The sequence below is a fragment of the Pseudomonas sp. BNK-44-b genome (assembly GCF_047456245.1).
Taxonomy (GTDB): Bacteria; Pseudomonadota; Gammaproteobacteria; order Pseudomonadales; family Pseudomonadaceae; genus Aquipseudomonas; species Aquipseudomonas machongensis.
In genome coordinates, this window is sequence record NZ_CP179908.1 from 4,119,622 (window position 1) to 4,134,226 (window position 14,605).

The 14,605-nt window shown below is 61.4% G+C and carries 16 protein-coding genes; 6 read left to right on the top strand and 10 right to left on the bottom strand.

Annotated features, from left to right (window positions below; all coding sequences use genetic code 11):
- Positions 1–86: 86 nt before the first annotated feature.
- From ACMGGG_RS18925 to rplM, 5 genes are all read right to left on the bottom strand, one after another.
- Entirely contained in the window at positions 87–866 is a 780-nt protein-coding gene (locus ACMGGG_RS18925) for a cytochrome c1 (RefSeq protein WP_054893992.1), read from the bottom strand.
- Complete coding sequence (locus ACMGGG_RS18930; protein WP_054893991.1) at positions 866–2,077, bottom strand: cytochrome b; 1,212 nt, start codon at positions 2,075–2,077, stop codon at positions 866–868. The genes ACMGGG_RS18925 and ACMGGG_RS18930 overlap by 1 nt, the downstream gene beginning before the upstream one ends.
- Positions 2,077–2,670 (bottom strand): ubiquinol-cytochrome c reductase iron-sulfur subunit, encoded by a 594-nt coding sequence (gene petA, locus ACMGGG_RS18935; RefSeq protein WP_054893990.1) that lies wholly within the window; start codon positions 2,668–2,670, stop codon positions 2,077–2,079. Before petA ends, ACMGGG_RS18930 begins: the two co-directional genes overlap by 1 nt.
- 262 nt (positions 2,671–2,932) lie before the next feature.
- Positions 2,933–3,325, bottom strand: a complete 393-nt coding sequence (rpsI, locus tag ACMGGG_RS18940) for a 30S ribosomal protein S9 (RefSeq protein WP_054893989.1) — start codon at positions 3,323–3,325, stop codon at positions 2,933–2,935.
- Positions 3,326–3,339: 14 nt separating this feature from the next.
- Positions 3,340–3,768 (bottom strand): 50S ribosomal protein L13, encoded by a 429-nt coding sequence (rplM, locus tag ACMGGG_RS18945; protein ID WP_054893988.1) that lies wholly within the window; start codon positions 3,766–3,768, stop codon positions 3,340–3,342.
- A 257-nt stretch (positions 3,769–4,025) separates the two neighbouring features.
- Here rplM and ACMGGG_RS18950 point away from each other — a divergent pair, with 257 nt between their 5' ends.
- Together ACMGGG_RS18950 and ACMGGG_RS18955 are read left to right on the top strand one after the other, a co-directional pair.
- Positions 4,026–5,066, top strand: a complete 1,041-nt coding sequence (locus ACMGGG_RS18950) for an NADP(H)-dependent aldo-keto reductase (RefSeq protein ID WP_112899090.1) — start codon at positions 4,026–4,028, stop codon at positions 5,064–5,066.
- 237 nt (positions 5,067–5,303) lie between these two features.
- Positions 5,304–6,200 (top strand): GlxA family transcriptional regulator, encoded by an 897-nt coding sequence (locus ACMGGG_RS18955; protein WP_172964850.1) that lies wholly within the window; start codon positions 5,304–5,306, stop codon positions 6,198–6,200.
- Between the two features lie 63 nt (positions 6,201–6,263).
- Here ACMGGG_RS18955 and zapE read toward each other — a convergent pair whose 3' ends face one another.
- The 3 genes from zapE to ACMGGG_RS18970 form a co-directional block, all read right to left on the bottom strand.
- Entirely contained in the window at positions 6,264–7,358 is a 1,095-nt protein-coding gene (gene zapE / locus ACMGGG_RS18960; RefSeq protein ID WP_112899091.1) for a cell division protein ZapE, read from the bottom strand.
- A gap of 84 nt (positions 7,359–7,442) precedes the next feature.
- Complete coding sequence (locus ACMGGG_RS18965; protein ID WP_054893985.1) at positions 7,443–8,792, bottom strand: tryptophan--tRNA ligase; 1,350 nt, start codon at positions 8,790–8,792, stop codon at positions 7,443–7,445.
- A 25-nt stretch (positions 8,793–8,817) separates the two neighbouring features.
- A complete protein-coding gene (locus ACMGGG_RS18970; RefSeq protein WP_063546021.1) occupies positions 8,818–9,453 on the bottom strand; it encodes an alpha/beta hydrolase in 636 nt (211 codons plus the stop codon).
- A gap of 136 nt (positions 9,454–9,589) precedes the next feature.
- Here ACMGGG_RS18970 and ACMGGG_RS18975 point away from each other — a divergent pair, with 136 nt between their 5' ends.
- Entirely contained in the window at positions 9,590–10,027 is a 438-nt protein-coding gene (locus ACMGGG_RS18975) for a YhcB family protein (protein ID WP_054893983.1), read from the top strand.
- Positions 10,028–10,088: 61 nt separating this feature from the next.
- Here the strand turns inward: ACMGGG_RS18975 and ACMGGG_RS18980 are convergent, their stop codons facing one another.
- Positions 10,089–11,294: a methionine gamma-lyase gene (locus ACMGGG_RS18980; RefSeq protein ID WP_414154210.1), complete on the bottom strand. Its 1,206-nt coding sequence runs from the start codon at positions 11,292–11,294 to the stop codon at positions 10,089–10,091.
- Between the two features lie 127 nt (positions 11,295–11,421).
- On the opposite strand from ACMGGG_RS18980, the gene ACMGGG_RS18985 reads away from it, so the two are divergent.
- The 3 genes from ACMGGG_RS18985 to ACMGGG_RS18995 all read left to right on the top strand — a co-directional run bounded on the left by ACMGGG_RS18985 (position 11,422) and on the right by ACMGGG_RS18995 (position 12,631).
- Positions 11,422–11,901, top strand: coding sequence for an Lrp/AsnC family transcriptional regulator (locus ACMGGG_RS18985; RefSeq protein WP_054893981.1), 480 nt, complete (start codon positions 11,422–11,424; stop codon positions 11,899–11,901).
- Between the two features lie 167 nt (positions 11,902–12,068).
- On the top strand, positions 12,069–12,389 hold the full coding sequence (locus tag ACMGGG_RS18990; RefSeq protein ID WP_054893980.1) for an S-type Pyocin: 321 nt from the start codon (positions 12,069–12,071) through the stop codon (positions 12,387–12,389).
- Positions 12,386–12,631, top strand: a complete 246-nt coding sequence (locus ACMGGG_RS18995; RefSeq protein WP_063546023.1) for a bacteriocin immunity protein — start codon at positions 12,386–12,388, stop codon at positions 12,629–12,631. Before ACMGGG_RS18990 ends, ACMGGG_RS18995 begins: the two co-directional genes overlap by 4 nt.
- 61 nt (positions 12,632–12,692) lie before the next feature.
- Here ACMGGG_RS18995 and cysN read toward each other — a convergent pair whose 3' ends face one another.
- On the bottom strand, positions 12,693–14,594 hold the full coding sequence (gene cysN / locus ACMGGG_RS19000; protein WP_054893978.1) for a sulfate adenylyltransferase subunit CysN: 1,902 nt from the start codon (positions 14,592–14,594) through the stop codon (positions 12,693–12,695).
- Between the last annotated feature and the right edge of the window lie 11 nt (positions 14,595–14,605).

The following is a 14,605-nucleotide window of genomic DNA, read 5'->3' on the forward strand; positions in this document are numbered from 1 at the left end:
GCAAATGCAAACGCGCCCTGGGAGGCTCCTCGCGATTGCGCAGGAGCGCCCCAGGGCGCGTTCAACTACCAGAAACTACTGCGTGATCAGTGCACGTCCTTCCAGTATTCGCGCTTGAGCAAGTAGGCGAACACGAAGAAGAAAGCCAGGTACAGCAGGACATAGGTGCCGATGCGCTGACTTTCCAGTTTGACCGGGTTGGCCGAATAGGCCAGGAAGGTCACCAGGTTCTTGACCTTCTCGTCGAACTGCTCGGGCGTCAGGGTACCGGATTTCGGCTCGATGGTCAGCTGGTCACAGGCTTCATGGGTCAAAGGACTGCCAGTCAGCGGGTCGAACTGCTTCTTGCCGTCGACCACTGTCTGGATCTGCTTGCACCCAATCACCTGGTTGCCCTGCAGCCCGACCAGCACATTGGGCATGCCCACGTTCGGGAAGACCTTGTTGTTCACCCCATAAGGGCGCGATTTGTCCTCGTAGAAGCTGTGCAGGTAGCTGTACAGCCAATCGTTACCCCGCACTCGGGCGACCAACGTGAGATCGGGCGGCGCCGCACCGAACCAGGTCTTGGCATCGCTGGGCTGCATGCCGATCTTCATGTGATCGCCAATCTTGGCCCCCGTGAACACCAGCTTTTCGAGCATCAGCTCGTGGGGGATGCCGAGGTCATCGGCAACCCGCTCGTAACGCTGGAACTTGGCGCTGTGGCAACCCATGCAATAGTTGGCGAAGGTTCGCGCCCCATCCTGCAACGCGGCCTTGTCGGTCAGGTCGATATCGACCTTCTGCAGCTCCACACCCTGCTCGGCAGCAAAGGATAAGGCAGGCATCAACGCCAGGAACATTACTGCAATAAACTTTTTCATCAGCCAGTCACCCTTTCCGGAACCGGTTTTGTCTTCTCGAGCCTTGTGTAGAACGGCATCAGCAGGAAGTAGGCGAAATACAGCACGGTGCAGACCTGGGACAGCAGGGTCCGTCCGGGCGTAGGCGCCAGTACACCGAGCACGCCGAGAATGATGAAGGCCACGCAGAACACCAGCAGGAAGATCTTGCTCAACCAGCCCTTGTAGCGCATGGAGCGCACCGGACTGCGATCGAGCCAGGGCAACACGAACAGCACCGCGATCGCCGCGCCCATGGCGATGACACCGAACAGCTTGTCAGGCACCGCCCGCAGGATCGCGTAGAAGGGCGTGAAGTACCACACCGGCGCAATGTGCTCAGGCGTCTTGAAGGCGTTGGCCTGCTCGAAGTTCGGTTTTTCCAGGAAATAGCCACCCATTTCCGGGAAGAAGAACACCACAGCACAGAACACGAAGAGGAATACCACGACCCCGACGATATCTTTCACCGTGTAGTACGGGTGGAAGGGGATGCCATCCAGCGGTACGCCGTTTTCGTCCTTGTGCTTCTTGATGTCGACACCGTCCGGGTTGTTCGAACCTACCTCGTGCAGGGCCAGGATATGCAGTACCACAAGCCCGAGAATGACGATCGGCAGCGCTACCACATGCAGGGCGAAGAAGCGGTTCAGGGTGATGCCGGAGATCAGGTAGTCACCACGGATCCATTGAGTAAGGTCATCGCCGATCACCGGAATGGCACCGAACAGCGAGATGATCACCTGGGCGCCCCAGTAGGACATCTGCCCCCAGGGCAGCAGGTAACCCATGAAGGCCTCAGCCATCAGCGCCAGGTAGATCAGCATGCCGAACAGCCACACCAGTTCACGGGGCTTCTGGTAGGAGCCGTAGAGCAACCCGCGGAACATGTGCAGGTAGACCACGATGAAGAACGCCGAGGCGCCGGTGGAGTGCAGATAGCGCAGGATCCAGCCGTACTCGACATCGCGCATGATGTACTCGACCGAGGCAAACGCCTCTTCTGCCGAGGGCGTGAAACTCATGGTCAGCCAGACTCCCGTGACAATCTGGTTGACCAGCACCAGCAGCGCGAGGGAGCCAAAGAAGTACAGGAAGTTGAAGTTCTTGGGCGCGTAATACTTGCTCAGGTGGTCTTCCCACATTTTCGTGGCGGGGAAGCGAGCGTCAATCCAGTCCATGAACTTGCTCATCATGCGTTCTCCTGATCGACGCCGATGACGATGATGTCGTCCGACTCGTACGAGTGCGGCGGCACTGGCAGATTGAGCGGGGCTGGCTGCGACTTGTAGACGCGACCTGCCAAATCGTAGTGCGAGCCATGGCAAGGGCAGAAATAGCCACCAACCCACTTAGGACCGAGGTCGGCGGGGGCGACTTCCGGACGGAAAGTCGGCGAGCACCCCAGGTGAGTGCACAAGCCAACGAGAATGAGGATTTCCGGCTTGATCGAGCGGACCTCGGGATCGACGTAGGTCGGCTGCACCGAAGCCTTGGACTCGGGGTCGGACAAGTCTGCGGTGATTTTTTTCAGATTGCCGAGGATCTCTTGCGTTCGCCGCACGATGAACACCGGTTGACCGCGCCATTCGGCAACCATCTGCTGCCCGGGCTCTACCTTGGCGATGTTGACCTTCACCGGTGCGCCAGCGGCTTTCGCCTTGGCACTGGGGAACCATGACCCCACGAACGGTACCGCAGCCCCCACTGCCCCCGCAGCCCCCACCACGGATGTGGCAGCTACGAGGAAGCGGCGCCGGCCTGCGTTGACGCCGTCATTGCTCATTCAGTCCTCTCCCATCAGCTTTCTTCTCGCCCGCTGGATCAGGCGTCTATTAGTAATGTCTGTGGCACTAAAAATTGGCCGCCATGGTAAGAAACAAATCCACACACTGACAAGGTGATTACCCCTGGTTCGGGCTACAACCCTCGCTTTGCTTGATCTGCGTCTATGTGGCAACTCGGCCCGGACATGCTGACAGGTTAGTTCAAGACATAAAAAAAGCCCGGTTCCAGGGAACCGGGCTTTTTCGACTGCCGAAGCGGTATTAACGCTTGGAGTACTGAGGACGCTTACGCGCTTTACGCAGACCCACTTTCTTACGCTCGACTTCACGAGCGTCGCGGGTGACGTAGCCAGCACGACGCAGAGCGCCACGCAGGGTTTCGTCGTATTCCATCAGGGCGCGGGTGATACCGTGGCGGATAGCACCGGCCTGACCGCTGACACCACCACCGGCGACGGTGACGTAGATGTCGAACTTCTCAACGGTCTCGGTCAGTTCCAGCGGCTGGCGAACAACCATGCGAGCGGTTTCGCGGCCGAAGAAAGTGTCCAGAGGACGGTTGTTGATGGAGATGTTACCAGTACCCGGACGCAGGAAAACGCGAGCGGTTGCGGTCTTGCGACGGCCAGTGCCGTAATTTTGAGTCGCCGACATAATGAACTATCCCGTTAGATCTTCAGTTCTTGAGGCTGCTGAGCAGTGTGAGGGTGGGTAGCACCCGCGTACACTTTCAGCTTGCGGTACATGTCGCGACCCAGCGGGTTCTTCGGCAGCATGCCTTTGACCGCGGTCTCGATGACGCGCTCAGGGGCCTTGTCGATCAGCTTCTCGAAGCTGATTTCCTTGATGCCACCTGGGAAGCCGGAGTGGGAGTAGTACATCTTGTCCGAAGACTTGGCACCAGTTACACGAACCTGCTCGGCGTTGATGACGACGATGTAGTCGCCGGTGTCAACGTGAGGAGTGTACTCAGGCTTGTGTTTGCCGCGCAGACGGGTAGCGATTTCGGTAGCCAGACGACCCAGGGTCTGACCAGCGGCATCGATTACGAACCACTCGCGCTTTACTGTTTCCGGTTTAGCAGTAAAAGTTTTCATTCTCTAAAGCCTCAGAGGCCGCCCAGCGAAAAATAGACGGCGAATCTTACTGGATAGTGCACAACTTGCCAAGGGCAAGCGCGCAGCCGAGCACGGACGCTTTTGGGGGCTCGGGTCGGGCACGCCCATGATCGACGGGGTTCTTCCTGCATGGTGGTGCATCACTTCCGCCACACGGAGAGGCCCAGCATTATCCAGATTGCGCAAAGATTTTCAACCTGCTTTGATGGTTTCTTTGTCCAGCAGAGAGCCTTCCGATGGAATACCGCAAGCTCGGCCGTACCGACCTCAACGTCAGCGCACTGTGCCTGGGCACCATGACCTGGGGTGAGCAGAACGTCCAGGATGAGGCCTTCGAGCAGATCGCCCTGGCCAAGACCGCCGGCATCAACTTCATCGATACCGCCGAAATGTACCCGGTGCCGCCGCGCCCGGAGACCTACGCGGCCACCGAACGCATCATCGGCAACTGGTTCGCCGCCAATGGCGACCGTGACGACTGGATCCTCGCCAGCAAAGTCGCCGGCCCCGGCAACGGCATCAGCCATATCCGCGACGGCCAGCTCAAGCACAACCGCCAGCACATCGTCGCTGCGCTGGACGAAAGCCTCAAGCGCCTGCAGACCGACCGCATCGACCTCTACCAACTGCACTGGCCGGAACGTTCGACCAACTTCTTCGGCAAGCTGGGCTACCAGCACCTGCCCAACGACCTGTTCACGCCGCTGGAGGAAACACTGGAGGTGCTCGACGAGCAAGTGCGCGCCGGCAAGATCCGCCACATCGGCCTGTCCAACGAAACGCCGTGGGGCACCATGAAGTTCCTGCACCTGGCCGAAAGCCGGGGCTGGCCACGGGCAGTTTCGATCCAGAACCCGTACAACCTGCTCAATCGCAGCTTCGAGGTGGGCCTGGCGGAAGTAGCGATCCGCGAGCAGTGCGGCCTGCTGGCTTATTCGCCGCTGGCCTTCGGCATGCTGTCGGGCAAGTACGAAAACGGCGCGCGCCCTGAAAACGCACGCCTGACCCTGTTCAGCCGCTTCGCCCGCTACTCCAACCCGCAGACCGTGGCCGCCTGCAGCCGCTACGTGCAATTGGCCCGCGAACATGGCCTGGATCCGGCACAGATGGCCTTGGCGTTCGTCACCCGCCAGCCGTTCGTGACCAGCAACATCATCGGGGCGACCAGCCTCGAGCAGTTGCGCAGCAACCTGGCAAGCATCGAACTGAAACTCGGCGACGAACTACTGGCGGCGATCGAGGCGATTCACCAGGGGCAGCCGAATCCGGCGCCTTGAGGCGATAGCATTGCTGCCTTCTTCGCAGGTAGGCCCGCGAAGAAGGCGGCGCATTTCTTCGGGGTAGACACAATCGCCAAAAAATAAGACGATCCAGCCGGTGATTGACCACTCTACCCTATAAGAACAATGACAATGATGTTTACCCAACCCTCCGCGTCGTTGCGGCGCGTCAGCATCCTGGCCATTGATAAGGTGTTCGCTTCGACACTGATGCAGGCCAAGGACTTCTTCCACCTGGCCAGCCTGCGTTACAGCAAGCAACTGGGCCTGGGGCTGCAATCGATGTTCGAAATTCACCTGGTGAGCCCTGACGGCCAGCCGGTGGACAGCTTCAGCGACGTACAACTCCCCGTGGACAGTGGCCTGGGTGACGCCGATGTGATCATCCTGCCGGCGTTCTGGGACGACTTCGACAACCTGCTCGCCCGCTACCCGCAAGTCCTACCCTGGCTGCGTGAGCAGCACGCCCGTGGCGCCGTGCTGTGCGGTGAAGCCAGCGGCGTGTTCTGGCTCGCCGAGTCAGGCCTGCTCGATGGCAAGGAGGCGACCACCTACTGGCGTTTCTTCAACAGCTTCGCCGAACGCTTCCCCACCATCCGCCTGAATCAGGACAAGCACCTGACCGACGCCGACAACCTGTACTGCGCCGGCGGCACCACCTCGGCCTGCGACCTGTACATCTACCTGATCGAGCGCTTCTGCGGCGCCAACGTCGCGCGGGCGGTGGCTCGCGACATCCTCTACGAAGTGCAGCGCAACTACACGCCGGGGCGCATGGGCTTTGGCGGCCAGAAGCTGCACCAGGACCTGATCATCCTGCAGATCCAGCACTGGCTGGAGGAGCACTTCGCCGACAAGTTCCGCTTCGAGGACGTGGCGCGCAACCATGGCATGAGCATCCGCAACTTCATGCGCCGCTTCCAGAGCGCGACCGGGGACAAGCCACTGCACTACCTGCAGCGCCTGCGCATCGAGACAGCCAAGGGCTTGCTCTCGAGCACCCGCAAGAGCATCAAGACCATCAGTTATGAGGTGGGGTATGACGACGCGAGCTTCTTCGCCCGGCTCTTCCGCCAGCACACTGAACTGTCGCCGAACCAGTATCGGCAGCAGTTCATGCAGGAAGCCTGAGAACACCAGCCGCCCCTGGCAAGAGCGGGGCAAGCCCGTTCCTGCCAGGGGGCAGGTACTGCTTCAGGGTTTGTGCGGGCGAGCCAGGAATTCGTGGGACTGCATTTCCAGCAGTCGGCTGAGCGTACGCTGGAACTCGAAGCTCAGGCGTCCACCGGTGTACAGGTCCTTGAGCTCGACTTCGGCCGAAATGATCAGTTTGACGTTGCGATCATAGAACTCGTCGACCATGTTGATGAAGCGGCGGGCGATGTCGTCGGTGGTGACGCCCATCTGCTCGACGTTGCTCAGCAGCACGGCATGGAAGATCTTGCCCAACTCGATGTAGTCGTTCTGGCTGCGTGGCCCATCGCACAGGGCGCGGAAGTCGAACCAGGCGACGTCGTCACAGGTGCGCAACGCGTGGATCTCGCGATTCTCGATCATCAGCACGTCGTTCTCGACCGCCTGAGTGCAATCGGGGGTCAGTGCCTTGAAACTGGCGCGCAGACTCTCGTGGGCAGCTTCGTTGAGCGGGAAGTGGAACAGCTCCGCCTGCTCCAGGTGGCGCAAGCGATAGTCGACGCCACTGTCGACGTTCACTACATCGGTGTACTGCTTGATCATGGCGATGGCCGGGAGGAAGCGCGCACGCTGCAGGCCGTCCTTGTACAGGCCGTCCGGCACGATGTTGGAGGTCGCCACCAACGAGACGCCGTTCTTGAACAGCTCTTCCATCAAGGTGCCGAGGATCATCGCATCGGTGATGTCGGACACGAAGAACTCATCGAAGCAGATCACCTTGGCTTCCTGGGAGAAGCGCTTGGCGATGATGGTCAGCGGGTTCTTCTCACCCTTGAGGGTTTTCATTTCCTCGTGCACACGCTTCATGAAGCGGTGGAAGTGGGTGCGCATCTTCTCCTTGAACGGCAGCGCCTCGAAGAAGGTGTCGACCAGGTAGGTCTTGCCACGCCCTACCCCGCCCCAGAAATACAGGCCTTTGACCGGCGTCTGCTCCTTCTTGCCGAACAGCTTGCCGAACACGCCCGGCTTGTTGTTCTGCGCGGCGACCAGGTCGTCGTACAGGCGCTGCAAGTGACGCACAGCCGTTTCCTGCGCCGCGTCATGGAAGAAATCGGGGCGTTTCAGATCTGCTTGATATCGTTCTAGGGGCGTCATGATTCGTTAGCGAGGCAACAAAAAACGGGCCGTCACTGTAGCGACCGGCCCGCTTAATGGCAATCAGACTTGTGTCAATATGCCTCAGTCCTGCTGGGGCGCCAACGCCTCACGCAGGCTCAGCACCGCCGCATCACGGGCGCTTGCATCGGCGAACTGCGGCCCGTCGGCCACCTGCTCGCCATCGAGCCACAGGCTGAAGCCCAGGCCATCTACACGCACATCCGCCTCGCCACCCTGCTGCAGTTGCTTGCTCACCGCGCCTGCACTCTTGCCGTCGGCGAAGCTGCGCGACAGCAACAGTTGCTCGCCATCGGCGGCCAGCAGGCGGAAGCGGAAGCTACCGTCTTCATCGCGGAAGCTGACGAAGCGCGCGCTCTTGGCGGCCTTCTTCTTCACTTCGGCGTTGACCTGGACGCTGCTGCGGAAGGAGCGCAGGCCCACCGATTCGCGCAACTGCTCGAGGAACGGCGTGGCAATCTTGCGGGCCTTGGCGGCGCCGGCCAGGAGGATGTCTTCCAGGTCCGACGGCCGCGAGATCAGTTGATGGTAGTGCTCGCGCTTCTCGGCCAGCTGGCCGTCGAGCAACTGGAACAGGCGGCTTTTCGCCTCGCCCCAGCCCAGGCCCTGCAGCAGCTCTTCGCGGAACTCGCCGGCTTGTGCGGCGCTGGCAAAGGCCTGGTACAGGGTGAACAGGTGCGAGTTGTCCGGATCCTTCGCCTCGCCTGGGGCACGCGAATCGGTGACGATGCGCGAGATGGCGTCCTTCATGTCCTTGGCGCTGGTGAACAGCGGAATGGTGTTGTCGTAGCTCTTGGACATCTTGCGACCGTCCAGGCCCGGAAGCGTGGCCACGCTCTCCTCGATCACCGCCTCGGGCAGGACGAAGAACTCCTTGCCCTGGCCGAACAGGTGGTTGAAGCGCTGGCCGATGTCACGGGCCATTTCAACGTGCTGGATCTGGTCGCGACCGACCGGGACCTTGTGTGCGTTGAACATCAGGATGTCGGCAGCCATCAGCACCGGATAGCTGTACAAGCCCATGGACACACCGGCATCCGGGTCTTCGCCGTTTTCCAGGTTCTTGTCGACCGAGGCCTTGTAGGCGTGGGCACGATTGAGCAGGCCCTTGGCAGCCACGCAGGTCAGCAGCCAGGTCAGCTCGGGGATCTCGGGAATGTCGGACTGACGGTAGAACGTGACCTTGTCCGGATCCAGGCCACCGGCCAGCCAGGTGGCGGCGATTTCCAGGCGCGAGCGCTGGATGCGCAGCGGGTCGTCGCACTTGATCAGGGCGTGATAGTCGGCCAGGAAGTAGAACGAGTCGGCACCGGGCTGCTGGCTGGCGAGGATCGCCGGGCGGATGGCACCGGCGTAGTTGCCCAGGTGCGGAGTGCCGGTGGTGGTGATACCGGTGAGAATGCGCGTGGTCATGGGTGATCGCTTATTCAGGCTTGGCTCAGTTCGAAAGACGCGGCAGCACCAGATCCTTCAGATCGGTCAGCTTGCCATGGAAGAAATGTCCGCATTCTGCCACTTTCAGCAGCTCATGGGGGCGCGTCAGTGTGTCGGACCATTCATAGACCAGCGCAGGATCGACCACCTCGTCGGCGTCGGGCTGGACCACGGTGGTCGGGCACTGCTGCGCCAGCGGGAACTGCTCGGTCAGGCGCATCACCGCCGGGGCAATCATGAACAGATGTTGCAGCGTCACCCCGTCGGCCTCGAGGCGTCCGGCCAGGCTGGCGGCGACGAAGCCCCCGAACGAGAAGCCCATCAGTACCAGCGCCCGCTCAGGGTGTTTGTCGCGCAGCCAGGCCGCGGCGGCCTCGGCATCGGCCACTTCGCCAGCCCCCATGTCGTGGCTGCCGGCACTCTGGCCGACGCCACGGTAGTTGAAGCGCAGGGTGCTGTAGCCGGCATCGCGAGCCGTGCGTTGCAGCGTCGAGACCACCTTGTTGAGCATGGTGCCGCCCTGGACCGGGTTGGGGTGGCAGATCAGCACCACGCCGCGGGCATCTGCCACGTCCAGGTACAAGGCTTCCAGCGGGCCACTGGGGCCGTCGATGAACAAGGGGGTTTCGCGGACAAGCAAGGCACTACTCCGTGACCTCGAGGGGGGTCGATTCGTCTAGAGGGGGGAAATCTGTTCTGATTTGCGATTGCTCGCGGTATACAGCGCAGGTCTGAGCCGTTAACGTAAAGCAAAGCCGTTTATAGAGGAAGGACTCGTGGAACACTCGCTCCTTGTTTGGTTGCTGCCGACCCTGGCACTGGTCGTTGGTGTCGTCGTCGGTTTCGCCCTGGCCCGCCTTCTCCCCAACGCGGCTCCCAGCAGTACGCAACGCCAGCTGGATGACATCCAGCAGCGTTTCGACAATTACCAGAACGAAGTGGTCACCCACTTCAACAGCACTGCTTCGCTGGTCAAGAAACTGACCCAGAGCTACCAGGATGTGCAGGATCACCTGGCCGACGGGGCCAATCGCCTGGCCCTGGACGAACTGACCCGTCAGCGCCTGCTCGCTTCGTTGCACTCCGAAGCCGCGCAAGGTCCGCGCGATCGCCTGACACCGCCGAAGGATACCGCCGAAGTCCCACGCGACTACGCGCCCAAGGCGCCGAACTCGCCAGGCATGCTCGACGAGAGCTACGGCCTCAAGCGTTGACCCAGCAAGCATGACAAAGGCCGCTAAAAGCGGCCTTTTTTGTGCCCGTGAGAAGTGGCCATCACTCAACTCGAACACGGCTCCCGAGGGCCTGCCCAAGATCTGCCAGCAGGTCGTCGACATCCTCCAGGCCCACCGACAACCGCACCAACCCCTCGGAAATCCCATGCTGCGCCCGTTCCTCGGGCGTATAGCTCGAATGGGTCATGCTCGCCGGGTGCTGCGCCAGCGACTCGGCATCCCCCAGGCTCACTGCACGCCTGAACAGCTGCAACGCGTTCATGAAGCGTCGCCCCGCCTGGATGCCACCCTTGAGCTCGAACGCAATCATCCCGCCCGGCAAACGCATCTGCCGCTGCGCCAGGCCGAACTGCGCAACGCTAGGCAGGCCCGGGTAATGAATCAGCTCGACCTGCGGATGACGCTCCAGGAACTGCGCCACGCGCAGGGCGTTGCTGCAATGGCGGTCCATGCGCAGGGCCAGGGTTTTCATACCGCGCATCAGCAGCGATGCGTCGTGCGGCGACAGCACGGCGCCGGTCATGTCCTTCAAGCCTTCCAGGCGAATGCGGTCGATCAGCGCCTTGCGCCCTACCACCAACCCGGCGGTGATATCGCCATGGCCACTGAGGTACTTGGTCGCCGAATGCACCACCAGGTCCGCGCCCAGCTCCAGCGGGCGTTGCAGATAGGGGGTGCAGTAGGTGTTGTCGATCACCACCAGCAGCTCATGCTGGCGCGCCACGCCCACCACTGCGGCGATGTCCACCAGGTGCATGTTGGGGTTGGCCGGGGTTTCGAAATAGATCATCCGTGTACTGGAGGTGATCGCCGCCTCGAGCGCAGCGGGATCGTTCAGATCGACATGTTTCACCTTGACGCCGAATTCGCCGATGCCATGGTGCAGGAAAGCGAAGGTGCAGCCATACAGGGTATCGCCGACGATAAGCTCATCACCGGGACGCAGCAGCGTCCACAGCGTTGAAGTGATGGCGCCCATCCCCGAGGCCAGCGCCAGGCCCGCCTCGCCACCTTCAAGCGAAGCCATGCGCTGCTCGAGCAGGGCCAGGGTCGGGTTGGAGATACGGCTGTAGAAATGCCCGGCCTGCTCGCCGGCAAAACAGGCCGCACCATACTCGACGCTTTCGAACGCGTAGGTCGCGTTCTGGTAGACCGGCGGCACCAGCGCACCACCGTGGGACTGCGGGTCGTAGCCATGGTGAATGGCCCGCGTGGAAAAACCGGTCTTGTCGACAGTGGCGCGCATGACAACAGCCTCCTTGTTGTTTGTTCTAAGCTTATGCCTTGACACACCGGATTTTTTTCCAAATTGCCCCGTGAACATCGGCAGTTCTGGAACAAAAACAACAATCAGACCGAAAAAAGGGCATACCATGCCAGCCCCTCTCGACCGAACGGACCGCGCCCTGCTCGGCGCCCTGCAAGACAACGCCCGCCTCACCGTCGCCGACCTCGCCGACCAGGTCGCCCTGACCACCTCACCTTGCTGGCGTCGGGTAAAGCTGCTGGAGGAAGGCGGCTACATTACCGGCTACCAGGCCATCCTTTCGCCCAAGTCTCTGGGCTTTGGTGTCACTGCATTCGTCAGCATCATGATGGAATCGCACAACAAGGACGCTGCCCGCGCCTTCGAGAAGCGCCTGATGGAAATCCCGGAAATCGTCGCCTGCCATAACATCTCGGGGCGCTATGACTTTCTCCTGGAGGTCCTCGCGCGGGACCTGGAGTCTTTCGGCGAATTCGCCCGCGAAGTGCTGCAGACACTGCCCGGGGTGAAGGAAATCTATTCGAGCTTTTCGTACAAGGCGGTGAAGGAAAGGCGGGTGATTCCGGTGGGGGAGAAGCATATCTAGGCGTCTTGCAGTGGGTGCCAGCCCTGGACGACACCAGTAGCGGAGTTTTCTGACTCGCCACACGAAAACAACCCGCGCAGAACTCGGCAATCGGAATCTATTCCCTGGCTGACCAAGCGTTGATCATGGGGCACCTCACCCTGTCATGCACAAGGAGCACTAACAGCATGGCCACACCCATCCCCACTCACATTGCCCAAAAACTCGCCGGACACCATTTCACAAGCTTCGACCAGTTCTCCAGCACCTTCTGGATGACCATCGCCGAAGACCCGGTACTTTCGAAGCAATTTGTCGAATCGCAATTGAACCGAATCAAGAAAGGCTGGGCGCCTCGCGCGCCGTTCGGTGAAACGGCCAGAGGCTTGCGCTCCTACCAGATCTGCCACCTCTTGCCACCGGAGCTCAGCGCAGTGGTGTACGACATGGACAACATGCGGATCATGAGCGCCCTGCAATATGCGCTGTCCTCGGAGGTCGAGGAATGATCACCTTCAGGCAACAGCTGAACGACTACGCACCTGACGAGTTCGAATCACTGGTCGAAATGCTCATCACCGCACAAGGTTCGTCCGAGTTCCAGGATGGGTTGCTGGAGCACTTCATCGACATCACCTCTCATCCACAGGGGTCAGACCTCATCTATCACCCTGAATCAGGCACCAGCGAGTCGGCGAACAGCATAGTTCAAAAGGTGATGACGTGGCGGCAGGCCAATGGGCTGGCCTGAATGGGTCTGGCCATCAACAGAAAACCCCGCCGAAGCGGGGTTTCTGGTGCAGCAGCGAACGTCAGATCGCGCCGCGCTGGCGCAGCACATCCAGCACTTGCTTCACGCCGTCCTCGACGCTGGTGCTCTGGGTGTCGATCACCAGGTCCGCATCCAGCGGCACATCGAACGGGAAGCTTTCACCCGGGATGTTGTCGCCACCGGCGGCATACAGGCCCTGTGGGTCGCGCTCGCGGCACGCCAGCGGCGAAGCCTGGACGTAGACGGTCACCAGGCGTTCCTTGCCGATCAGCGCCTTGGCCTGCTCGCGGCCTTCGGCATCCGGGGCGACGAAGGCGGCCAGGGTCAGCAGGCCGGCTTCGTTGAACTGGCGCGCCACGTGAGCGGCGCGACGCCAGTTCTCGGTGCGACCGGCGCGATCCTGCGGCAAGCCCTTGTTCAGGTCATGGCGCAGGTTCTGGCCGTCGAGCACGTAGACAGCACGGCCCATGTCGAACAGCTTGCGCTCCACGGCGTAGGCCAGGGTGCTCTTGCCGGCGCCCGACAGGCCACTGAACAGCACGGTAGCTGGCTGCTGGCCGAAGCGCAGGGCACGCTCCTCGGTGGAGACGTGGGCGAGCTTGCCGTGCTGACCGGTGCCGCCGTGCGGCAGCACCGGCGGCGCGATGATCATGCCGGCGCCGACGGTGCCGTTGGTCAGGCGATCGATGACGATGAACGCACCGGTGGTGCGGTTGCTGTCGTAGCCGTCCAGCGCGATGGCGGCGTCCAGGGCGACCTTGACGCGACCGATCTCGTTCAGTTGCAGCGCACTGGCGGCGCCCTGCTCCAGGGTGTTCACATCGACCTTGTGGGTGATGCTGGCAATCGAGCCTGGCACATAGCTGGTGGCGCGCTTGATGTCGTACTTCTTGCCCGGAAGCATTGGCTCCTCGGCCATCCACACCAGCATGGCCTCGAACTGGTCGGCCACCTGCGGGACGTTGTCGGCATGCACCAGCAGATCGCCGCGGGAGATGTCGATCTCGTCTTCCATGGTCAGGGTCACGGCCTGACCTGGGCCTGCGTTCTCCAGCTCGCCCTCGTAGGTGACGATGGACTTGACGCGGCTGCTCTTGCCCGACGGCAGCACCACGATATCATCGCCCTTGTGCACCACGCCACTGGCGATGGTGCCGGCAAAGCCGCGGAAGTTCAGGTTCGGGCGATTGACGTACTGCACCGGGAAACGCAGATCGGTGACGTTGCGGTCAGCCGAAACCTCGACGGTCTCGAGGATCTCCATCAGCGCCGGGCCCGTGTACCACGGCGAGCGCTCGCTGCGGTTGACGACGTTGTCGCCCTTGAGCGCCGACATCGGCACGAAGTGCAGGCTCGACGGCTTCAGGTCGATGGCGTCGGCGAACTTCAGGTAGTCGGCCTTGATCGACTCGAAGACTTGCTCGTCAAAGCCTTTGAGGTCCATCTTGTTGATCGCGACGACGATGTGCTTGATGCCCAGCAACGAGGCGATATAGCTGTGGCGGCGGGTCTGGGTCTGCACGCCGTAGCGGGCATCGACCAGGATGATCGCCAGGTCGCAGGTCGAGGCGCCGGTGGCCATGTTGCGGGTGTACTGCTCGTGGCCCGGGGTGTCGGCGATGATGAACTTGCGCTTGGCGGTGGAGAAGTAGCGGTAGGCGACATCGATGGTGATGCCCTGCTCGCGCTCGGCCTGCAGGCCATCGACCAGCAGCGCCAGGTCGACTTCCTCGCCCGTGGTACCGGACTTCTTCGAGTCACGGGTGATGGCCTCGAGGTGGTCCTCGTAGATCATCTTGGAGTCGTGCAGCAGGCGCCCGATCAGGGTGCTCTTGCCGTCATCCACGTTGCCGCAGGTAAGGAAACGCAGCAGTTCTTTGCGCTCGTGCTGAGCCAGATAAGCGAGGATGTCTTCGCTGATCAAATCGGATTGGTGCGACATGGAGTAACCCT